Consider the following 23,330-nt stretch of genomic DNA (forward strand, 5'->3'; position numbering starts at 1 on the left):
ACATAGAAGAAAATTTATTTATAATAGCTAAAACAAGAAACTTCCTTTCACAACAATGAGAAATACCTTTCTAATTCTATTACTACTCTTCAGTGTAGGAACCATACAGTCACAAACTCCTCATGAGAAGGAAGAAAAAATCAGATCTGAGATGAATGAGTTGTTTCAAAAACAACAAAAAAAATGTTATAATCAAGTAGATGCTATCACTGATATTCATGGGAAAACAGAATTTTGGAGTATCTGTACATTAGAAAATGGGTATCGAATTTTAAAAATAGCATCCTATAAAGGCGAAACCTATTACCAAGAAATCTATTTTGAGAAGGATCACTCTTTAATATATGCTAAAGAAACAGAGAACTACATTCCCAAAAATCACTTTTTACAAATACCATGGTATTGTCAGTTTTACGCAAAAGATGGAAAACTTCTTACTTATATTTCTCATGGACATGGAAAAACAGAAACAGATACCTGGAATCCCGAGGTTATTTTTGAGATGTATGACCAGCGTATTGCTGAATTAGAAAATATTAATAAGTAAATATGGTGATAGTGATTTCATATGTATCTTCATCACCATGAAAAACGAGCTATTATTAATTCCTGATAAAGCAGACATTGAACGCGATGCTATTGCCAATACATGGATTCATAATGGCGGAGAGGTGCTACGAGTTGATAAATTCTGGGAGCACCCAACAATTGATGCTAAAAGAGTGACCATATATGGTATTGATACATTTAGTCTTGTCTTAGCTCAGGTAATTGGTGTAACACTCATTGAGCCTAAAGATGAAGTCATAAGTAAGATCTCTCAGAAGTGGATCAAACGAAAAATAATGACACTACCAATAGCCACTATAGAAGAGTCACTATTTCCTACATTTATAAAGCCCGTAAAACCTAAAACATTCACATCCCAAGTATATAATACTTATACAGAATTCTTAAAAGAAACGAAAGGTATTGCTCCAGAAGAAGCCATTATTCTATCTGAAATTTTACAAATAGATGTAGAAGTCAGAGCCTTTATATTACAAAATAAAATACTTGATCTAGCTTTTTATGAAGGAAGTGCTGATCTTAAAGATGCTAAAAAATTCTTACACGATTTTTTAAGCAACCACACTGTTGAGTTACCTAACACCTATGTTATTGATGTAGGTTATAATACAAAAAATGGCTGGTTTATTATTGAGTTTAACGCTAGCTGGGGTGCTGGATTAAATGGATGTCATCCTGATAAAGTAATTTCAGGAATACGAGAAGCCACTACAAACCATTTTTAAGAAATTTAGTAACTTTAGTAACATCATTGTTATAATGAAAATCAATATATCTCTATAGATATAGTAAATCGTGATAAAAAACAACTAACCAAAATCACTCATTATGAAATACTTAAAATATTTACTCATCCTTATTCTCATACTAGGAATCGTATTTATAGCAAAAGGACTTTTAACGCCTTCTATATCCTATGAAAATGAAATTACTGTAAACGCATCTGCAAAAGAGTCTTGGTCTGTAATGAATAATGAGACCAATTTACCAAAATGGATTAAAGGTTTTAAAAAAATCGAACCCGTAAGTGGTACACCCAATACCGTAGGCGCTGTTTCTAAAGTATATATTGAAGAACAAGGAGAAGAAATGACTATGGAAGAAACCATTACCGCAGTAAAAGAAAATGAACTTATGGCAATGACCTTTACCATGGATTTTATGAACATGGATTATGAAATGTCTTTTAAAGAAAAAGATGGTCAAACAGTCATCTCTTCAAAATCAACAACCACAGGAAATGGTATCATGGCTAAATCAATGGTTTCTTTTATGAAAGGCGCTATGTCTGAGCAGGAAGATAAAAACTTAATGAATTTGAAAAATTTAATTGAAGGGAATTCATCTGAATAGTTAAGCTATAAGTTATACGCTTTCGCGAAAGCAAAAAAAGAAAGATAAAACCCTATGAATTCTTAATTCTGATGCTGTAAAGAAACTATTTTTGCAGTAATATTTTCATCCTCCAAAGGATTAGGTCCACAACCAAAGCCTTTGGCAAATCTTAAATTTATTGAATTTGTATTAGGCATAAGTTTACCATAAACACGAGAGCATATCTGCGAAGATCCAATAGACCAAAACCAAGCATTAAAAATGTGTTCTCCTTTTATTTTTAGAGAAAATGGTGCTCCAAAGTATTTAAATTTAATAGTAGATAACTTAGACTTCCCTTCTTCACTTAAGACTAATGTTTTTGTATTCCAATTGAAAGATTTAATATCAGAACCTAACAGAAATGGATCTTCTTGTAAATTACATTTTTTTAAATTTATATAATCAGGACAATATTCGACTGGAAATTCTTTAAAAGAATCGTAATCATTAAATAATTGATCTTGTTTTTCTTTAGGTAACTTATAAAACGAATTCGGATTATTACATATCTCTTTAAAAAGATATATTTCTACACCTCTAATAGCATTTAAATCCTCTTGCGTTTGACTATAAATGGGAAAACTAATGAAAATGGCTACTATAAAATAAAAAACATTCATTAACTCTAGACTTTATTTAAAATTAATCAATTTCTATGAAAATCATTTAGCCTCAATTTATAATAAAAATTTCATAATTTCATTAAATTAGCTTTAATGAATCCCACATTCCTTCAAACACCTATAGACTACTTAAAAGGCGTCGGTCCTAACAGGGCTGATCTGTTACGTGCGGAATTAGGAATTCATACCTATCAAGACCTCATCCATTTATTTCCCAATCGATATATAGATCGTACCCGGTATTATACCATTTCAGAATTAGAACGCAATAGCGCCGATGTACAAGTTGTAGGAAAAGTGACGAGCCTCAAAATGGTAGAAGGAAAAGGCAGACGCCTTGTGGCTACTTTCAAAGATGATGGCGGTGTAATGGAGCTTGTTTGGTTTAGAGGTCAAAAATGGATTCGCGAAAGTATCAAACTCAATACGACCTATGTTATTTTTGGAAAAACCAATTATTACAATGGGAAATTTTCGATGCCACATCCAGAAATGGAATTACTCGCAGATCATAAAAAAAGTTTACGTAGTGCGATGCAACCTGTGTATCCAAGTACTGAAAAATTAAGTAATAAAGGCATCACAAATAAGGTCGTAAATGCATTGATGCAAACGCTCTTTATGGAGGCTAAAAGTCACCTTTATGAAAGCCTCTCAAAACCCATTGTAGAAGGACTAAAATTAATGCCTAAAAGAGAAGCATTATTAAACATTCATTTTCCGCAATCGCAAGCCGATTTAGCTAGGGCACAATACCGTTTAAAATTTGAAGAATTTTTCTATATCCAACTCCAACTTGCCTTCAAAAATCGGATGCATAAAACCAAAATAAAAGGGTATCCGTTTGAAAAAATTGGAGACAATTTTAATAATTTCTATAACAACCATTTACCCTTCGAATTAACAGGCGCTCAAAAAAGAGTCCTTAAAGAAATCCGTCATGACTTAGGGTCCAATGCGCAAATGAGTCGGCTTTTACAAGGAGATGTGGGTTCTGGAAAGACGATTGTAGCACTTTTATCAATGTTAATAGCACTTGACAACGATTTTCAAGCCTGTTTAATGGCGCCAACTGAAATTTTGTCAGTCCAACACTATAATGGTTTACTAGAGCTATGCAAACCACTGAATACCAGAATTTCATTATTAACTGGGTCAACTAAGACTTCAAGTAGAAAAATCATTCACGAGCAACTCGAAAATGGTGAATTACAGATCCTTATCGGCACCCATGCGCTACTTGAAGATAAGGTAAAATTTAAAAACTTAGGGCTTGCTGTTATTGACGAACAACATCGTTTTGGTGTAAAACAACGCAGCAAATTATGGCACAAAAATGAATTCCCACCACACGTATTAGTGATGACCGCCACCCCTATTCCGCGTACTCTTGCCATGACCGTTTATGGAGACCTCGATGTATCGATTATTGACGAACTTCCACCGGGTCGAAAATCAATCAAAACAGTGCATCGATATGATGCCAATAGACTCAAAGTTTTCGCCTTTATTAGAGACGAAATTAAGAAGGGAAGACAGGTTTATATTGTGTACCCATTAATCCAAGAATCTGAGGCAATGGATTACAAAGATTTGATGGATGGATATGAGAGTATTTCGAGGGAGTTTCCCCTACCCGATTTTCAGATTTCTATCGTCCACGGAAAAATGAAACCCGCCGATAAGGATTATGAAATGCAACGTTTCATAAATGGCGAAACACAAATCATGGTCGCCACCACCGTGATCGAAGTGGGTGTAAATGTTCCGAATGCTTCGGTGATGATTATTGAAAGTGCCGAACGTTTTGGATTGAGTCAGCTGCATCAATTACGAGGTCGTGTGGGACGTGGTGCCGAGCAGAGTTATTGTATCCTTATGACGAGTTTTAAGCTCTCTAGCGACTCTAAAACTAGATTGGAGACCATGACACGCACCAACGATGGTTTTGAGATTGCAGAGGTCGATTTAAAGCTTAGAGGGCCTGGAGACATTACCGGTACGCAACAAAGTGGTGTGCTACATCTTAAAATAGGCGATATTATCAGAGATAATGATATTCTGAAAGTAGCTCGGAGTTATGCTTGGGGTGTGGTAAAGGATGACCCCGCTTTCGCGAAAGCGGAAAACCAAATCATACGGTTTATGTATGCGCAAATGGTCAAGTTTAAGAATATCTGGAGTTACATAAGCTAATCATTATATACAAAAACTGCCCAACATACATGTTTGAGCAGTTTTCAAAAAATATATTAAAATAAAATTACGAATCTGAACATGCTATAGCACATCCTATTGCACAAGCTACAATATTAGCTCCTGGCGCAAACCACCAGTATCCGACACAATCTCTAAATTCATCATAGTTCCAATGAAAAAATGATGTAGCATCTATGTCTCCATCCATATAGTCTTTTACATATATTGACGGTATAAGTTCTTCTACAGAAGAAATTAAATTACCATTTTTATCTATAGATAACATCAATATATCCTGTTCTTGCGATGATTCTCTTAATAGTTGTGCAACATTAAGTGCTCCAAGTTCAAATTGTTCTAAAAGTTCATTTGATTCTAACATTTCTGAATTATTTACTTCATAAGTCCCGTCTATATAAAACCTAGCAGAGAAGGTTCTTGAACTTTGCGCCCTCTCAAGTGTAAAGTCTGATGTTTCTGTTTCAATAGTTTCTTCTTTCTCACAACCAACTAACCCAACGGTTAAGATGATTAACATTACTGTCATTATTTTTTTCATAATTAAAAGTTTTAAAATAGTACCTACTAGTTCGCTGTTCGGCTTCTGCAACTTATTTTAAGTGTAAGTAACACTCCAATTTTGAAATTTCTAAAATTGTATTTGTTGTTCTGAACACTTCAAATATTGACTGTTTTAAAAAGAAACACAAGACCTACATATCGCAATTTTAAAATACCGAGTCTCTATTTTTAAATTGAGAGTGGTATTTAAAAAAAACTAAAACTCGCTTGATAAAATAAGATATAAGCATCAGGTAACGATAAGGTTATCATTTTGAAGGCACACTAATTTCATATATATATAAGTAGTAAAACAAAAACATTTGGAATACTATAAGGTCACTTAGTCTTTAATATAAAAACAAGAAGCAACCTTTTACAAATAGTTGCATCTTTAATAAAAGCAACGGCATGAAAACTAATTATATCAAATATCTATTCATAGTTCTTATAGCATCCATTTTTACAAATTGTTCTAATGATGATGCTAATGAAGAATTTGTCACTTTAAACATCAAACACTACACAACTACTGCTGTAGGTTTAGATTTACAATTCACCTTATTAGTTCAGGAAGGTGATGATCCTACGTTTGGTAGATTTTTTAATGGAATAGAAGGATTTGATTATGAATTAGGGTTTAATTATGAACTATTAGTCCGAAAATCAGATGTGGCTAATCCACCAGCAGATGGTAGTAGCATACGTTATGAGCTTATAAACATCGTTAACAAAACATCTGGATCTACCACAGAAACATTTGATGTATGGCTAGCTACTGGTTTTAGCAATAGCATGGAATCTTTTGTTACAGGTGATACTACCTTAGGCTTTGAACTCCTAAATACCATTCCTATTGATTGTAATAGCATTTGCGATGAACTTATGAGTGATCTAGAAGAAGGAGAAAGATTATTTGGAACCTTTACCAGAAATAACAACAATGAATATGTCCTTATTTCCACAAATATTCAATAAGATCATTGTTTTAATCTAACACTACAAGATTCCAAGGATGATCCGTTACTTCTAGATTTGCTAAAAGCTCGGCTTCACTAGAAAACTTAGCAATACCACCTAGCGTAGTACCAGAAGCATCTGTATACCGATAACCAATTAACCAACTATTTACTGAAGGAACATAATCAATAGTCGTTCTGATTAAATTCACCCATCCATTTTCACTAGCAAGTACTTCTAGTACTGGCGTTACATCTATAATAGTTTCTTCTTGCGTAGCGATATTGTATATGGCAGGTAACGGATCTGAAACAGCAGGTTCTGGAAAAGTGCGTACATAAAATATTTTAGAATCTTCAACGATTTCTCCTCCGTTTAACTGTACTTGCAAAGAAGAATCTCCACTATCTAATGCTGTAAATGATGTAAGATCAAAACGGGTATACGTACCATTATTATAAAACACAAACACATCATTAGATTCTCCAAAAACAGTTCCAATAATATTCGTGTTTTCAAATTGCTGAATCCCCAAAGATTCCATCGTATTTATATTTACAAACACGAGTTTTGCTTGAATATTTCCATTTACATCGAGTCCATTTTCATAAAAAACAAGATGATCTTGACTGAATACTGCTTCTACAGTTTGACCTATATTTCCTATAGGTATATTTGAGATCACGTTATTATTTAAATTGATAACACGTACTAAAAAATTATCAAAGTTGATAGAATCGTGATATCCTGAAAACACAACTGTTTCTGTATTTATCGTCCAATTACGAAATTCTGTATCGCCTTCAGAAAAGAAGTTCATTCCATTAATCACAGTTCCCGTACGCATATCTTTAAGCCATACTTGATTTCCTGCATACATCCCTGCAACATCTCCAAATTCATATACGCGCTCAATAGCAGGTTCTACTCCATCTAATGCAGTTATATCAGAAAAGAATCCCGTTTGTGTAAATGTGTCAAACTGAAACTGAAATACAGCACCTGGTGTAGAAAAATTTAGAAATGAAAAATTAGGAATATCGGTTGTGAGATCCTCTGGGGTTTCTTCCAAAGTATCGTCTGTATCTGAACAACTGCATAGCAAAACAGCGCTTAATACTAGAGTATATAGCAAATACCTCATCAGCTTTTTTTTTTTAGAAAGATACTTAAAAAGACGCTTAATGTAACCGTACATTACAAAAAAAGCGCATTTCGATGCGCTTTTTTGGAGTTTCTAAAATACTTTTTTAGTATCTGATTGAGTGCAATTAAACCCTATTATTAAAATTATTTAATCACAGTTTTCGACTGCGCTCGAAATGACATTTGATCTAGCGTCAAAGCCATTTTTTAGATTACAAATCCCAATCTAATTAATATCTTCTCCTTTTTTAAGTTTATCAATATTTGCTTGTACATTCCCTTTAGCACCTGCATTAGGCGCATTTGTCAATGCTTTTTCAAGATACTTGATAGCTGTTTTATAATCTCCTTTTGCAGAGTAATATCTTCCTAATCCATATTGTGTAGGCCACGCATTGTTATTTTGCTTTGCATTTTGCTTAAATGCTTTCTCAGCTTTTTCCAAGTTACCATTAGCAATTAACTGCCTTCCATATCCGTGCATTTCAAGAGCTGTTGCTTGATCTAATACACTTTCTATTTCTGCAATGGCTTCGTCTGGTTTTCCCATTTGATTTAAAATCGCTGACTTTATCTGTGCATTTGCAAATGTCTTTTGACTAAAGAACCATCCGCTTTGCGCACTATTAATCCATTCTAACGCTTTTTCTGTGTTTCCTGCTCTTAATGCATACTGTGCTGCATTCTCCCATGCTTGACGATTAAACCCTGTTTGATCTCTCAGTTTATTACTAATATCATCCATTACGATAGAAGTTACATCAAATCCAATAGTAAATGGAATCGCTTTCTTTTCCCATTGTAATGCTACCGTAGCTGAAGTTGCATCTACAGCAGTAAATTGATACGTAAGTAATTCTGTGTGTGGAATTTCAGTAGTTGTTACTTTTACACGTAGTGCATCTTCTTTTTCGTCATAAAAATAACTTCCCCAAGATGATGAATTATTAGAGAATACAACAGTCGCCGTATTATCTTCTGCAAGTGCTACATGCAGTCCATAAGTTCCTGCTTTGATAGGCTTTCCTCCTACAGTAGCATCATGTGTAAAAGTAATTACTGTATTCTCATCGGCGCCGGCACGCCAAGGTGCTGCTGTTGATGTTCCAAAGCCTAAATTTTGAAATCCATAATGAGCTAGTGGTGTTCCCCATATTTTACGACCGCGCACACTAGGTCTTGCATAGGTAATGGTTATATCAGAAATTCCTACCGTTTGGCTTACTGTTGCTTTCTGACTAGTTGCTGGTGTCTTGATTTGTGCCGTACCATCTATACTAAACACCAAAAAGCAGATCACCGACAAGGCGATCCATTGTTGTATCTTTTTCATTATAAGGTTGTTTTTTAGACCTTAAAAATACAAGACCTTCTCCTATGATAATGTTATGCTCTTGTTAAAACCTATTCAGCCAATAGTTTTTTAACATACTGATCAAAGTCTTCTTTAAAATCTATAAACTTCTGACCCGTTGCCGCACCATTAAAGCCAGTATGAATACGCTGTACTTCGCCTTTTTTGTCTATAAAAATTGAGGTAGGATATGAGATAATATGATTCAACATAGGCAATTTTTCTTGTGCCAGTTTCTTATCAGAATCTCCATATTGCGCTAGTAAAATAGGATATGAGATATCCAATCTGTCTTTTAAACGTTGTATACTTTTAAATGCCTTCTCCTGAGTAGGTGCATATTCAAAAGCCAATCCTATGATTTCAAAATCAGGATGTGGATTTTCTTTTATATATTCTACATAAAATTTTGATTCTTCTAAGCAATTAGGACACCAAGATCCCAATATCTGAACAAGTACCACTTTGTCTTTATAACGCTCATCACTTAAGGATACCATCGTACCGTCTGCTTCTGGAAATCTAAAAGCCAACCCATCATATCCTTCTTTGATATAGGTTAAATCTTTTGCATCGGGAAGCTCATAGCCATTATTACGTTTGGACGTAAAAGGCTCTTTCCAGTGATTTCCACTATAAAAATGACCTTCCAATGTACTATCTGTCACTGTGGCTGTAAATAGAAAAGCATGTGCGCCATCAAACGTAGAAAGCTGTAATTGGTCGCCATGTATCGTTCCTTCTAAAAATCGATAATCTCCAGTGGTAGTTCTAAAAGTACCCGTTACGGCATTCCCATTTTGTTTAAAAATTCCTTTAGCTATATAGGTTTCTTCAGGTCCATTTTCACTAAAAACAGTTTCCCAATCTCCTGTAATATCGGTAATAGGTTTTTTTACGCTTTCGCGAAAGCGTACCCCGTCACCATACACCATTTTAAAAGGGACTACTCTATTTAAACTGGGCTTTATAAAATCTCCGGTAATTTGTTTTCCGTCTTCGCTAAATGATCCTTGGAAGTACCCTTCAAATACAGGTGTTTGAATACGAATTTTATTTCCATCAATCTCAATTTCATCTACCGTGATGCGCTCTTCTGCATTTTGAATCACTAAGGTTCCGTTTTCTTTTACTTCAAAAATAAAGGGAAGTTCTTTCTGGTCTTTCACTTCTAAGGTAGTTCTCCAAAAACCAGTTTCTAGGCTAGGTGTTTTTGTTTCGCACGAAAGTGCAATAATACACAGCAATAATAGTGAGAGTTTCTTCATATGGAATACAAAAGTCTACAGAATGATTGTTTTCTTACAATATACGTAATCTAGTGTATAAAAAAATCGCTTAAAAACGAATCTTTAAGCGATTTTTAGTATTTCTAAATAAACTACCTCGGGGCATTAATCCCTTTGGCTATACCAATAAATGATTATTTCTTTATGAACTTCTTATGGATTGTTCGTTGTCCATCATTAATAGTAATGAAGTACACTCCTTTACGTAATCCTTCAATGGTAGTGGCATTGCGAAATGTGTTTTGAACTAGTTGTTGTCCTAACACATTATGTACTGTATAAGCTACAACTCTATCATCTGCCATTTGTAAACGCACCCCTTGGTCTTGCTGTGTCAATTGCACATCATAAATAACAGTTTCGATTGTTAGAATCCCATCTGTTTTGATGGTCGAAGTAGCATTTGCGTTTCTGTTTGCACTAATTGTTATATTATAATCTTCTACTTCTCCGTAAGAAAAGGTTTCGCATGGTGTAGGCACTCCATTCCATTTCATCGCCACACGCATTCTAGTTGTTCCCTCAACGGCATTGTTGGGTACTGTAAAATTATACGATAAATTCCCAGCATTTGAAGTAGATCCTGTAACTACTTTTTCTGAAGAATCAAAGGTTCCATTTTGATTGAAATCTATCCAAACACCCCAATTTTCGGTGTACGATTGTCCAGAAAAACCAATACTCAATACGATTGAATTTGATCCAAATCCGATCACACCTGTTTGATTTGTAAAGTCTGCATATCCTCCATTGGCTGCTGTTGCGTTAGAAATACCACCTACTCCTACAAAATCTATATATTCAAAATTTGTATTATTCCCTCTTGAATTACAATAATTTAAAACAATAGCATCTGTAGTAACACTAGCAGTATTACTTGCTGTAGAAACATTAGAAGCTGCATCTTTTGCGCGTATACTAAATGTATAATTTGTCGCTGGACTTAATCCAGATACAACATAACTTGTTGTAGTCGTTGTATTAATGACAGTATTTCCTTGATATACATCATACGCTGTAACGCCTACATTATCTGTACTAGCATTCCAAGCTAGTGTAAGTGATGTCTCTTCCACATTAGATGCTGTAAGGTTTGAAGGTGCCGTAGGCGCTTGTGTATCTACAGTTGGTTGTGTAGTCCCTTCTACTGTATGTGATCCAAGATCATCGGTTGTATTAGAAGGAAAACTATCCCACTCTGACGTTGTATAGGTTGTAGAAGGTGATACTACTGTTGCTTTTCTTCGTAAAGTTACATCTTTAGCAAAATTAGAACTACCTCCATTAAATGTTCCGATGATGTCAATCAGCACACCATTTTTAAATAATCCAACGGCATCATTTCCATTAAAAGTGATTGCAGAATTTGTAGTTGTAGTGTTTGCTACATTTAAAATGGCTGTATTTGCAGAGCTATGAGCCACAACATAAACAGTTTCATTACTTAAAGAACCACTCAATGAAAAGTCTGCGCTCCATCCTCCTGCTCCATTGGTTTGTTTTCTCAATGAATAATTAGATAATGACACTGTTGCTCCTGTAAAGTTTGCAACTTCTAACGCTTTGTTAAATGAAGACCCTTCTACATATTCAGAGAAGAATAATTCTGTTGTCGAAGTATCTCCTGGATCTGGACCTGGATTTCCTGAGCCATCACCAAATCTATCTTCTGCTTGTGGTCCTCCCCATATTTGTGTAGCAAATGCTGGATTATCAATAAATGGGTTTCTGTTTCCCTGTATGCCTGCTAATACACCATTACGTGTATCTTCAAAAGCACTTACAGGGTCCTCTACATTCCATTGTAGAAATAGATCGATCATATTAGCATCACTAGCGACTGCGTTTCCTACGCCTACATTAGAAGGCAAACAACGGTTATTATAACGGATATACATATATAACATCATACGGGCTACATCTCCTTTCCATTCGTCTCCAGGATAAAAATTTCCTTGTGCAGTTACACCAGCATTTCCAGAACCTGTAGCATACTTTCTATTACTACGTTGGGAATTCAATTGAATATCACTTGGACGAATGTGGTGTGCATCAGATCCTGGGCCTGTACTGCCTAAATTAGGGTTTCCTAGTGATCGTGGGTAGGCATGTTCTCTATTCCATTCCCCTGCGCTTCCGCCATTTAAATTTTTATCTCTAGATCTGTCTGTTAACGTATTACCATCAGTATCATCATATCCATATATAAGTAACACATTATTAGTATTAGTTGGATCTAGGTCTGCTGCTTGTAATGCTTCCCACACTCCTGGAGTGTAACTTAAAAAAGTAGTGTGCGTGTTTGTGACTTTGGTTGATAATTCACTTTGTAAAGATGACCCTTGTAAGGTTAAGTTTACATCATCATAATACGATGGTATTTGACTAAATGCGATGGTCGTAACACAAAAAAGTGCCACCATTAGTAATGATTTCTTCATAAAAATTTATGTTTGGTTAGTGTACTTCTGCAAAAATAAAGATTACAATCTAAGTTTCTTATTATTAAATTGTTACCCCTACATTTCATAACGAATCTACAAGAAAAAATACATCATTCCTATGCATGCATAACACTTGCGCGTTAGAATACTAACAATTAAATCATAGACAATTGAAAATTAACAAACTACATTACATTACATTGTTTATAATTCTTTCTGAAAAATTGTTGAAAATATCTACTAGATAGTCTCATGACTTCTTTGTCTACTTATGATCTTATTCTATCTTTGTCATCTTATTAAATTAGTATTTAGAATTCATGAAAATATCCTATAACTGGCTGAAGCAATTTATTAAGATAAATTGGGATGCAGAGAAGACTGGAGAACTCTTAACAGATTTAGGTCTTGAAGTAGAAGGTATCACCTCCTACCAAAGTGTAAAGGGAGGACTTGAAGGTGTTGTTATTGGTCACGTACTTACCTGTGAGCAGCATAGCAATGCAGATAAACTTAAAGTAACTACTGTTGATATAGGAGGCGATGCTCCTGTTCAAATAGTTTGTGGTGCTCCAAATGTTGCTAAAGGTCAAAAAGTACCTGTAGCTACTATAGGAACCACCTTATATACAGATGAAGGCGAAGCATGGAAGATTAAGAAAGGAAAGATAAGAGGCGAAGAATCTCATGGTATGATCTGTGCTGAAGATGAGCTAGGTCTTGGAAAAAGCCATGATGGTATTATGATCTTAGATCAAGATTTACTTCCTGGAACTCCAGCTGCCGATGTATTTGAAATAGAAAATGATCAGGTATTTGAAATTGGGTTGACTCCCAATCGCGCAGATGCAATGAGTCATTTTGGAACTGCTCGTGATTTACGCGCTGGTTTAATGCAACAGGATATTACTCCTGAACTCATCACACCTTCTAATTCTTCATTTAAGATTGAAAATAGGCTTAACAAAGTAGATGTTTCTATTATAGATGGGGAGCGTGCTCCTAGATATGCTGGGGTTGTGATAAGTGGCTTAAAAGTAGCCGAATCTCCAGCTTGGATCCAACACCGATTAAAAGCTATTGGATTAACACCTATCAATAATATAGTAGATGTTACTAATTATGTATTACATGAATTAGGGCAACCACTTCACGCTTTTGACCTTGCAAAAATCAAGGGGAATAAAATTGAAGTTAAGACCGTAGAAAAAGGAACAAAATTCACTACGCTTGATGGTGTAGAGCGCGAACTACATGAAGAAGACCTCATGATCTGTGACGAAGAAAAACCTATGTGTATTGCTGGTGTTTTTGGAGGTATAGATAGTGGTGTTACTGAAGGTACAACAGCTATTTTTCTAGAAAGCGCTTACTTTAACCCTATATCTATTCGAAAAACTGCAAAACGCCACGGCTTAAATACAGATGCATCTTTTCGTTTTGAAAGAGGTATTGATCCTAATATTACTGATTATGCACTCATGAGAGCTGCTGTTTTAATATTAGAAGTAGCTGGTGGAGAAATCACTAGTGAGATTGTAGACATCTATCCAAAAAAGATAGAAGATCAACAGGTTTTCTTGAGTTTTGAAAATGCAACAAAACTCATTGGAGAAGAAGTCCCAAGAGAAAAGATCAAAGCTATTTTATCTTCTTTAGATATTAAAATCAATAATGTTACTGAATCTGGCTTGGGAATGACTATCCCTGCTTATCGTAACGATGTAACTAGGGAAGCAGACGTTATAGAAGAAGTATTACGTGTATACGGTTATAACAATATTAATTTTGGGAATAAATTAAATGCAACTATAGCAAATTCTTCTAGGTTTGAAGATCATAAAGTACAAGACGTTGCTGCAAATCAACTTGTTGCACAGGGCTTCTACGAGATTTTAGCAAACAGTCTAACAACGCCTAGTTATGTAGATTTTTCGGAGTTACTAAAAGCTGAAAATAATGTAACAATGCTTAATCCTTTAGGGAAAGAGTTAAGTATTCTTAGAAGATCTATGCTTTTTTCTGGACTTGAGGCAATCTCCTATAACAATAATAGAAAACGTTCTGATCTCAAATTCTTTGAATATGGGAAGACATATCATAGTTATGATTCTGGGACTATCGAAAACAAACATCTTACTCTTTTTGTTACTGGGAATCGTCATCAAGAACATTGGAAACATACTTCTGAAACTTCAGATTTCTTCTACCTTAAAGGAGTTGTAAAATCCATCTTAGATCGATTAGGAATTACACGAGGAAGAACTACTACTGTAAAAAATGACATTTTTTCAGAAGCAGTGGGTATCCAACTTGGTAAAACAAAACTTGTAGAATATGGTCTTATCAAAAAATCTATTCTTAAAAAGTTTAATCTATCACAAGATGTTTATTATGCAGATTTCAATTGGGATAATATTCTAGAGATCGCAAAACGAAATAAAATCAAATTCCAACCCATACCGAAGTACCCATCAGTACGTAGAGATTTTGCATTATTACTAGACTCCTCTACTCGATTTGAAGAGATTCATACGATTGCAAAACAAACAGAGAAGCAACTACTTAAAGACATTCAACTATTTGATGTATATGAGGGTAAAAATTTACCTGAAGGCAAGAAAAGTTATGCCGTAAGTTTCTTATTACAAGATGAGCATAAAACACTTACAGATAAGCAGATTGACAAAGTAATGAATAAACTACAATTCCGTTTTGAAAAAGAACTAGGAGCTAGTTTACGATAATTACCTATCACATAATTATAAATGAAAGCCCTGTTTTAAATAAACAGGGCTTTTTTGTTTAATCCTTACTGAAGCCACTGCAACATATCTTTATGTATTGACATATATGCTAAAACTGCGTATCTTTAAAAGAAAAAGAAAAATGCTACTTCAAAGAACTAATATCCAAGAAAAATTACTCAAAGAACGCAGAAAAACTGGTACAGGAGATGATATATTAGCACAAGTACAACATATTTTTAAAGAAGACCGCTTACGCGAAAAAGGAATTATAGACACCTTAAAAGGAATCGATAAGAAGGATACCATCCCTTTTGATATTGACCTACTTGACAAGAATCGTATCTTTCACATTAAACAAATCAAAAAGATTTGCATCAACTATCGCTTACGTTTTTTAGATACTAAATATTTTAAAGGCAAATATCCCCAAAAAGCATTAGATGAAATTAAATACTTAGAAAATAAACATAATACATCCCTGCATAGTTTTAAGATTATAGCTCCTTCAAAAATGTTTGTTCTTGAAAAAGCAGATGATCCATTATTATTCGCTCCTATGGGAAATGGTTATTTTTACTTAATTCATAAGTGGGGAAATGACCTTCATCCATTACGCAAGCTATCTATGTGGCCCTATAAATCTTTTGAAAATTTAATCGTTTTTATTATACTATTAAGTATCATTGCAACAGGAATAATACCCGATGGCTTGTTTACAAAGGAACAAGATTTTTCTCAAGACATCATGGTATTCTTTTTTATGTTTAAATCTATTACTGCCGTTGTTTTATTTTATGGCTTTGCTTTAGGCAAAAACTTTAACACTGCTATTTGGAATAGCAAATATGACAAAACACAATAAATGAATATACTTCCAAAATCTCAATACGAACAGATTTTTTATGGTTCGCAAATTACTACGCAACATATCAAACTTGTATTAGAAGAAGCTGGCATATCCAGTGTAGTAAGAGATGATGGGGAGAGTGCCTTAAGAGGTGGTTATGGTGCAGCTCATACAGGTGATGTAAAATTATTTGTAGATAAAAAAGATGTGCTCAAAGCAAAGCATCTTGTTACTAGCACAATAGAAAAACTAGAGACCCAGAATATTTCTGATGAAGATCTAGAGAAACTTTCGCAACAAAAAGATCCTGTTATTCCTATTAGGAAGGCAACTACGCAAAAAAAAGAGACCTATCGTAGATCTCCTTTTAATTTATTTATAAATGTAGGACTTATTATCCTTTCTATCTGGAGGCTTTCTCCTCTGCTAAAAGGAGAAACACTTTCTACATTGCGTATCGTTGTAAGTACTGGTATCCTCTTGTTTTGTAGCTGGGCAGTTATCCAACATTTTACCCCAAAAAAAACATAATGCTATTGATACATACTAGCACGTAGTTCTTTTATTTTAGAATCACTCATATACTCATCAAAAGTCATATAGCGATCAATAACTCCTTTTGGAGTAAGTTCGATCACTCTATTACCTACAGTTTGTGCAAACTCATGGTCATGTGTTGTTAACATCACAGTGCCCTTAAAGTTTTTTAAGGCATTATTAAATGCTGTAATTGATTCAAGGTCTAAGTGATTTGTAGGCTCATCTACCATTAATATATTAGCACGTTTCATCATCATTTTACTGATCATACAACGTACTTTCTCTCCTCCAGAAAGGACATTAGATTTCTTTAATGCTTCCTCACCACTAAAAATCATTTTTCCTAAGAATCCACGTAAATGTACTTCTTCTCGTTCTTCTTCGGTCTGTGCATATTGACGTAACCAATCTACTAAATTAAGATCTGCCGACTGGAAATATTCAGAATTATCTAAAGGAAGGTAGGATTGTGTTGTTGTAATTCCCCAAGAAAATTCTCCACTATCTGCTTTTTCTTTTCCATTGATAACTTCATAAAACGCTGAAGTAGCTCTACTATCTCTAGAAAATAAGACTGCTTTATCACCTTTAGCTAAGTTAATATCTACATTCTTAAATAACACTTCTCCATCTATAGAAGCGGAGAGTCCATTTGCATTAAATATTTGATCTCCAGCTTCGCGATCACGATCAAAAATAATACCTGGATAACGTCTACTAGACGGTTTAATTTCTTCGATATTTAATTTATCAATCATCTTTTTACGAGAGGTCGCTTGTTTTGATTTTGCAACATTCGCACTAAAACGAGCAATAAACTCTTGTAATTCCTTTTTCTTTTCTTCTGCTTTTTTGTTTTGCTGAGCTCTTTGTCTAGCTGCTAATTGAGAAGATTCATACCAGAATGTATAATTACCACTGTAATGCGTAATCTTACTGTGATCTATATCTGATATATGCGTACATACAGCATCTAAAAAGTGTCTGTCGTGAGATACAACTATGACACAATTATCATAATTTGCTAAGAAATGCTCTAACCAATTGATAGTTTCATAATCCAAATCATTGGTAGGCTCATCCATAATAAGAACATCTGGATTTCCAAACAACGCTTGAGCAATCAATACACGTACACGTTGCTTTCCATCAAGATCTGCCATTAAGGTATAATGAAGTTCTTCTTTAATACCTAAGTTAGAAAGCATTGCTGCAGCATCACTATCTGCATTCCATCCATTCATCTCATCAAATTGCAATTGCAATTCACCTATACGATCTGCATTTTCATCAGAGTAATCTGCATATAAAGCATCAATCTCTTTTTTGATCTCATATAATGGTTTATTACCCATTACTACAGTTTCTAGAACATTATATTCATCATATGCATAATGATTTTGTTCTAATACAGACATACGCTTTCCTGATTCTAAGTGTACATGTCCAGAAGTCGCATCTTGCTTCCCTGAAAGTATTTTAAGAAATGTAGATTTTCCCGCGCCATTGGCACCTATAATACCATAACAATTACCAGAAACGAAAGATGTATTTACCTCATCGAATAAAACACGTTTCCCAAACTGTACCGATAAATTAGAAACTGAAAGCATAATTTATATCTATTTATGTTTTTAAGCGTGCAAAAATACCGATTATTAAAGAGATTGCGAAGTAGATTTGGAAGTATACGACTATATTCTTTGTTTTTATTCAATTAAATAAACTTCAAACTAGAAATATGTCATGTAAAGTGTAGATTTTAAGGTAAAATGATATGCGTTTTAACTTCTAATTAACAACACTTATACTCAGTAAAAGTTACATTTGAGAGTTAATATGTAAAATATATAGTTATCATTCATACACAACGCTATACAATTTTTAAAGGAATCGCCCCTATTCTCTTATCGCTATTTGTGTTAAGTGCTTGTGACGCTACAAAAGGGAAGAAATCTAATGCCACTTATCTTGGAGGTGAAATTATTAACCCTAAGAGGGATCACATATTACTTCAAAAAAATGATAAAATCATAGACACCATTCCTTTAGATGCTCATAACCGTTTTTTATATGAGTTTAAAGACTTTGAGCCTGGATTATATAGGTTCTGGCACAGAGAAAACCAATTGATACATATAGAGTCTGGTGATAGTATCATGATGCGTGTAAATACTGTTGAGTTTGATGAATCACTTAGTTTTTCTGGCAAAGGCTCTGAACGCAGTCGTTTTTTGATAGATTTATTTTTACAATGGGAAGAAGAGAATGAAGGGTTTATACATCACTACCAAAAAGAACCTAAAGACTTTGAAACTCTACTAGACTCCATACATCAAGTTCGTTTAAAAAAGTTAGCAAAGTTTTATGAAAAATATGATAATGTTTCAGAAAACTTTAAAGAGATCGCTGAGGCTTCTGTACATTATGATAATTACCAACGTAGAGAGAGTTATCCATTTTCTCATTACAAGAAAAATGATAAACTTACTTTTATTGAAGAATTACCGTCAGACTTTTATAGCTTTCGCGAAAGCATAAACTTAAACAACACCAATTTAAGAGATCTCTACCCGTACCAACGTTATTTAAATGCATTTTTAGACCATCAAGCTTATAAAGGATATTGTCAAGATCAGTCATATAACACAGTATCGTTTTTACATAACTATAATGAAATAAAGGTAATAGATAAGCATATAGAAAACCCAGAACTTAAAGATATGTTTCTATATCGAACTGGAAGAAGGTTTATTGAAAATAGTAATGACAAAGAGGGTGTAAGTGAAATTTTCAAATTAGTAACAGCTTCTATGACTTCGCAAAAAACGAAAAGCGAAATTCAACAATTATATACTTCGCATAAAAAAATGGAAACAGGAAATGTTATTCCTGATCTTATTCTTGTTGATTCAGAACAACGTATGGTAACGCTTTCTAGCAGGATTAGAAAACCTACTGCACTTTACTTTTGGTCATACAATAACCATATGCATCTAGAAGAATCGCATAAAAAAGCAAAAGACTTACAAGCAAAGTATCCTGAATTTAATTTTATAGGAATTAATGTAAACAACGAAACGGGAAAGTGGATCAAACATATCAAACAACATAAATTTAATCCTTCTATGGAGTATCGGTTTGATAATGCCCAAAATGCCAGAAAATCACTTGTTATAAATAATTTAAGTAAAACAATAGTACTTGATAAAAATGGTAAGATTTTAAATAGTCATGCCAATATACACAGCATAGATTTTGAAAGCGAATTACTTGCGTATTTGAATCAATAATAAAAAAATAAGATCTATAAAAAAGCCGATTCAAACTATTTTGAATCGGCTTTTCTTATGTATTTCAAAAAAGGTTTTAGCTATTACCTTTCTTATAATCTGCTAAAAACTTTGCGAGGCCAATATCTGTAAGTGGATGTTTTAATAATCCCTCTATAGATGACAAAGGCCCTGTCATTACATCTGCTCCAATTTTTGCACAGTCTATTACATGCATTGTATGACGTACAGATGCTGCTAAAATTTCTGTTTCAAAAGCATAGTTATCATATATATGACGAATTTCAGCAATAAGGTTAAGACCATCTGTCGAGATATCATCTAATCTTCCTATAAAAGGAGATACGTATGTTGCTCCTGCTTTAGCTGCAAGTATAGCTTGTCCTGCAGAAAATACAAGTGTGACATTAGTACGAATACCTTTATCACTAAAATATTTACATGCTTTTACACCATCTTTAATCATTGGTAGCTTTACTACAATTTGATCATGTAATGCTGCTAATTCTTCACCTTCTTTAACCATAGCATCGTACTCAGTTGCTATTACTTCTGCACTAACATCTCCATCTACGATGTTACAAATATCAACATAATGCTTTAAGATATTATCACGCCCTGTAATTCCCTCTTTTGCCATAAGCGAAGGATTTGTTGTTACACCATCTAGTACGCCAAGGTCTTGCGCTTCCTTAATTTGAGCAAGATTTGCTGTATCAATAAAAAATTTCATAGGATAGAATGTTATTGTATTGTTTTTACAAAAATAGGTAAAGAAACAATCTTAATATATAAGTAGTGTTTTAATTTATTTTACACTTATACACAATCTATAATTTGTAATGATTTAAAAGTAATTTTTCATACCAAGTATCTGGTAGTATTCGCTTGAGAGCAATGCTAAATTTTTGCATAAAAAAACCTACCCTATAATGTACTTTAGGGTTTTTAGAAAGCATGATACGGTATACCACTTTTGCCATGACTTGCGTATCCATTCCTGCATCTACATGCTCATCCATAAGTTGCAAAGTATTCCCATAATTTTCTTTGTAAGGAGAATTCTCTAGAATGGGAGCATGGTAACGTCCTGCTGCAATATTTGTTGCGAAATCTCCGGGAGCTACAGTGGTCATTTTTACATTAAACTCTTTAAGTTCCATTCGGTATGCCTCTGTCGTGATACCTAAAGCTCCTTTTGTAGCGCTATAAATACCTCTATAAGGTAATCCCATATAACCTGCTATAGAAGTAACATTAATAATCATACCGCTACGTTGTGCACGCATAGTAGGTAAAACTGCTTTTATAACCTCTAAAGCACCAAAGTAATTGGTTTCAAAAACACGTCTTATTTCATTGTCTGGAGTTTCTTCTAGTGGACCTGTTATCCCCATTCCAGCATTATTAATTAAATAATCAATTTGATTTTGCTCTTGAAGAATAGTTTGAATAGCCGCTGTTATAGAATCATGTACAGTAACATCTAAAGGAATCATGCGCACCTCTCCTTCTTTAACTGCTTTAGGATTACGACTTGTACCATATACAGTAAAACCTTTATCAGAAAGATAATGTGCTATTGTTTTCCCTATTCCAGAAGAAGCACCAGTTATTAAAACGACCTTAGACATGTATGTTGCATTTAGACGCAAATATCAAACTACACATATCAATATGCAAATTATATGTACAGGGATTCCAATAATAATGAAGTTTTGAATCTAATCGATGTATGGCTATCTAATGGCCCGTGCTTTATCTAGAAAAGCAAAATAGCCGCTGGTATCTCTTAACATGCTATATGCTGAAATACGTTCTTTTATTTTTCCATTAGCATCAAGCGCCAGCAATGTAGGAAAAGCACCATCTTTATTATACTTTTTCTGAAGTTCTTTATTCTTTTTAAACTGTTCTGGGGTAATAATATCTTCTCTAAAAGGAACATCTACTTCTAACAAGACAAAATCATTAGCCTGTTTTAAAAATTCTGAATGTTGCCAAAAATCTTTTTTCAACATCTTGCAAGGCCCACACCAATCGCTTCCTGTAAAATACATCAGTATAGGTTTTTTTTCCTTTTTAGCAACCCTTTTTGCCTTGTCAAAATCAGTGAGCCAAGTAGCCTCTTGTGCATTAGAGACAGCAGCTATAGTAATAAAAAGAATAAAAAATAAGCGTTTCATGAGACAAGACTATTACACTAACAAATTTAAAATTTTATACGAAATCAACAAACACGATATGTGCCTAGTTCATTTCACTCAATGAAAATAACAAGAATCTTGCCAAATTATTGTCAGTTTTACACTTAAATTTCAATCACTGCATCAGATAATGTCTTTCTGACCTTCTTAAAGTCTGCAAACATATCATCATCTGCACGATATCCAATAGGCATAACTAGCACAGCAGAGAGCCCTTTTTCAGAAAGTCCTAAAAGCTCATTATAACGATCAGAATTAAACCCTTCCATAGGACACGCATCTATTTTTTCTAAAGCACATATGGTAAGTAAATTACCCATTGCAAGATAAGCTTGCTTTGTAGCCCAATTCTCAATAGCCTCTGGAGACTCATTAGCAAAATGACCATACAAATAATCTCTGAAAGGTTTTAAAATCTCATCAGGAGTATTTCTCGTTTCTTTTACATTACTAAAATAAGCTTCTATATAAGATTGATCTATATTCTTTTCTATACAAAACACTAACACATGAGATGCGTCTGCAACTTGCTGTTGATTCATTGAAACAGGCACCAAATCATTCTGTAGATTTTGATCTTGAATAACAAGCAACTTTACAGGTTGTAATCCAAAGCTAGAAGCAGTAAGGTTAAATGCATTTTTTACAACAGTTATTTTAGATGCTGGCAACATACGAGTCGCATCAAATTTTTTAGTGGCATATCGCCATTCAAGTGCTTCTAAGAATTGTGACATAATTGTAATATTAATTGATGCAAAGATACTATCCAACTTGCGAAAAATATAATAACTAGCTATAGTAAAAACTAATAGCAGTATTAAAATAAGGGTACTAAAAAAGCCTCCCTAATAAGGAAGGCTTGTATATAATATATGCGTCTAAGTTTATTTTTTGAACTTAGCGTATTTGTTTTTGAATTTATCGATACGTCCAGCTGTATCTACTAACTTAGCTTTTCCAGTATAGTAAGGATGAGAAGTTCTAGAAATTTCTAATTTAATAAGTGGATACTCCGTTCCATCAACTTCAATCGTTTCTTTAGTGTCGGCTGCAGATTTTGTTAAAAACACTTCATCATTTGACATGTCTTTAAATGCAACTAATCTATAATTTTCTGGGTGTATACCTTGTTTCATTTCGTAACTCTATTATTAATGCTCGATTTTT

Annotated in this window: 21 protein-coding genes; 9 read left to right on the forward strand and 12 right to left on the reverse strand. The window is 33.9% G+C overall.

What is annotated here, in order from left to right; all coding sequences use genetic code 11:
- Positions 1 to 55 precede the first annotated feature (55 nt).
- The 3 genes from Q1A01_RS14215 to Q1A01_RS14225 all read left to right on the forward strand — a co-directional run bounded on the left by Q1A01_RS14215 (position 56) and on the right by Q1A01_RS14225 (position 1,923).
- A complete protein-coding gene (locus tag Q1A01_RS14215) occupies positions 56 to 547 on the forward strand; it encodes a hypothetical protein (RefSeq protein WP_299682119.1) in 492 nt (163 codons plus the stop codon).
- Positions 548 to 584: 37 nt separating this feature from the next.
- Positions 585 to 1,295 carry an ATP-grasp domain-containing protein gene (locus tag Q1A01_RS14220; protein ID WP_299682122.1) on the forward strand — a complete coding sequence of 237 codons (711 nt, stop codon included), beginning with the start codon at positions 585 to 587 and terminating at the stop codon, positions 1,293 to 1,295.
- Positions 1,296 to 1,398: 103 nt separating this feature from the next.
- Complete coding sequence (locus tag Q1A01_RS14225) at positions 1,399 to 1,923, forward strand: SRPBCC family protein (RefSeq protein ID WP_299682125.1); 525 nt, start codon at positions 1,399 to 1,401, stop codon at positions 1,921 to 1,923.
- Between the two features lie 62 nt (positions 1,924 to 1,985).
- On the opposite strand, the gene Q1A01_RS14230 is transcribed toward Q1A01_RS14225, so the two are convergent.
- On the reverse strand, positions 1,986 to 2,567 hold the full coding sequence (locus tag Q1A01_RS14230) for a hypothetical protein (protein WP_299682127.1): 582 nt from the start codon (positions 2,565 to 2,567) through the stop codon (positions 1,986 to 1,988).
- Between the two features lie 96 nt (positions 2,568 to 2,663).
- Here Q1A01_RS14230 and recG point away from each other — a divergent pair, with 96 nt between their 5' ends.
- Complete coding sequence (gene recG / locus Q1A01_RS14235) at positions 2,664 to 4,766, forward strand: ATP-dependent DNA helicase RecG (protein WP_299682130.1); 2,103 nt, start codon at positions 2,664 to 2,666, stop codon at positions 4,764 to 4,766.
- Positions 4,767 to 4,833: 67 nt separating this feature from the next.
- On the opposite strand, the gene Q1A01_RS14240 is transcribed toward recG, so the two are convergent.
- Complete coding sequence (locus Q1A01_RS14240) at positions 4,834 to 5,328, reverse strand: hypothetical protein (RefSeq protein ID WP_299682133.1); 495 nt, start codon at positions 5,326 to 5,328, stop codon at positions 4,834 to 4,836.
- Positions 5,329 to 5,741: 413 nt separating this feature from the next.
- Between Q1A01_RS14240 and Q1A01_RS14245 the strand changes: the two genes are divergently transcribed.
- On the forward strand, positions 5,742 to 6,308 hold the full coding sequence (locus tag Q1A01_RS14245) for a DUF4377 domain-containing protein (protein ID WP_299682135.1): 567 nt from the start codon (positions 5,742 to 5,744) through the stop codon (positions 6,306 to 6,308).
- Between the two features lie 10 nt (positions 6,309 to 6,318).
- On the opposite strand, the gene Q1A01_RS14250 is transcribed toward Q1A01_RS14245, so the two are convergent.
- From Q1A01_RS14250 to Q1A01_RS14265, 4 genes are all read right to left on the reverse strand, one after another.
- On the reverse strand, positions 6,319 to 7,434 hold the full coding sequence (locus Q1A01_RS14250; protein WP_299682138.1) for a hypothetical protein: 1,116 nt from the start codon (positions 7,432 to 7,434) through the stop codon (positions 6,319 to 6,321).
- 228 nt (positions 7,435 to 7,662) lie between these two features.
- Positions 7,663 to 8,769, reverse strand: a complete 1,107-nt coding sequence (locus Q1A01_RS14255; RefSeq protein WP_299682141.1) for a DUF2911 domain-containing protein — start codon at positions 8,767 to 8,769, stop codon at positions 7,663 to 7,665.
- A gap of 71 nt (positions 8,770 to 8,840) precedes the next feature.
- Positions 8,841 to 10,058, reverse strand: coding sequence for a TlpA disulfide reductase family protein (locus Q1A01_RS14260; RefSeq protein ID WP_299682144.1), 1,218 nt, complete (start codon positions 10,056 to 10,058; stop codon positions 8,841 to 8,843).
- Positions 10,059 to 10,213: 155 nt separating this feature from the next.
- On the reverse strand, positions 10,214 to 12,520 hold the full coding sequence (locus Q1A01_RS14265) for an endonuclease (RefSeq protein ID WP_299682146.1): 2,307 nt from the start codon (positions 12,518 to 12,520) through the stop codon (positions 10,214 to 10,216).
- Positions 12,521 to 12,843: 323 nt separating this feature from the next.
- Here Q1A01_RS14265 and pheT point away from each other — a divergent pair, with 323 nt between their 5' ends.
- The 3 genes from pheT (at position 12,844) to Q1A01_RS14280 (ending at position 16,651) form a co-directional block, all read left to right on the forward strand.
- Positions 12,844 to 15,270: a phenylalanine--tRNA ligase subunit beta gene (gene pheT, locus Q1A01_RS14270; RefSeq protein WP_299682148.1), complete on the forward strand. Its 2,427-nt coding sequence runs from the start codon at positions 12,844 to 12,846 to the stop codon at positions 15,268 to 15,270.
- 142 nt (positions 15,271 to 15,412) lie between these two features.
- Positions 15,413 to 16,135 (forward strand): hypothetical protein, encoded by a 723-nt coding sequence (locus Q1A01_RS14275; RefSeq protein ID WP_299682151.1) that lies wholly within the window; start codon positions 15,413 to 15,415, stop codon positions 16,133 to 16,135.
- A complete protein-coding gene (locus tag Q1A01_RS14280; RefSeq protein WP_299682154.1) occupies positions 16,136 to 16,651 on the forward strand; it encodes a DUF2007 domain-containing protein in 516 nt (171 codons plus the stop codon).
- A gap of 2 nt (positions 16,652 to 16,653) precedes the next feature.
- Here Q1A01_RS14280 and Q1A01_RS14285 read toward each other — a convergent pair whose 3' ends face one another.
- Positions 16,654 to 18,273 carry an ABC-F family ATP-binding cassette domain-containing protein gene (locus tag Q1A01_RS14285; protein ID WP_299682157.1) on the reverse strand — a complete coding sequence of 540 codons (1,620 nt, stop codon included), beginning with the start codon at positions 18,271 to 18,273 and terminating at the stop codon, positions 16,654 to 16,656.
- Between the two features lie 306 nt (positions 18,274 to 18,579).
- Between Q1A01_RS14285 and Q1A01_RS14290 the strand changes: the two genes are divergently transcribed.
- Entirely contained in the window at positions 18,580 to 19,953 is a 1,374-nt protein-coding gene (locus Q1A01_RS14290; protein WP_299682160.1) for a thioredoxin-like domain-containing protein, read from the forward strand.
- Positions 19,954 to 20,029: 76 nt separating this feature from the next.
- Here the strand turns inward: Q1A01_RS14290 and fsa are convergent, their stop codons facing one another.
- From fsa to Q1A01_RS14315, 5 genes are all read right to left on the reverse strand, one after another.
- Positions 20,030 to 20,686, reverse strand: coding sequence for a fructose-6-phosphate aldolase (fsa, locus tag Q1A01_RS14295; RefSeq protein WP_299682163.1), 657 nt, complete (start codon positions 20,684 to 20,686; stop codon positions 20,030 to 20,032).
- 97 nt (positions 20,687 to 20,783) lie between these two features.
- The gene (locus tag Q1A01_RS14300; RefSeq protein WP_299682167.1) at positions 20,784 to 21,587 is read right to left on the reverse strand and encodes an SDR family oxidoreductase; all 804 of its coding nucleotides are present in this window, start codon (positions 21,585 to 21,587) and stop codon (positions 20,784 to 20,786) included.
- Positions 21,588 to 21,692: 105 nt separating this feature from the next.
- Positions 21,693 to 22,139, reverse strand: coding sequence for a thioredoxin family protein (locus tag Q1A01_RS14305; RefSeq protein WP_299682170.1), 447 nt, complete (start codon positions 22,137 to 22,139; stop codon positions 21,693 to 21,695).
- 125 nt (positions 22,140 to 22,264) lie between these two features.
- On the reverse strand, positions 22,265 to 22,897 hold the full coding sequence (locus tag Q1A01_RS14310) for an NAD(P)H-dependent oxidoreductase (RefSeq protein ID WP_299682172.1): 633 nt from the start codon (positions 22,895 to 22,897) through the stop codon (positions 22,265 to 22,267).
- A 150-nt stretch (positions 22,898 to 23,047) separates the two neighbouring features.
- The gene (locus Q1A01_RS14315) at positions 23,048 to 23,299 is read right to left on the reverse strand and encodes a type B 50S ribosomal protein L31 (RefSeq protein ID WP_089372536.1); all 252 of its coding nucleotides are present in this window, start codon (positions 23,297 to 23,299) and stop codon (positions 23,048 to 23,050) included.
- Positions 23,300 to 23,330: the final 31 nt, after the last annotated feature.

The organism is uncultured Dokdonia sp., assembly GCF_947492815.1.
Lineage (GTDB): Bacteria > Bacteroidota > Bacteroidia > Flavobacteriales > Flavobacteriaceae > Dokdonia.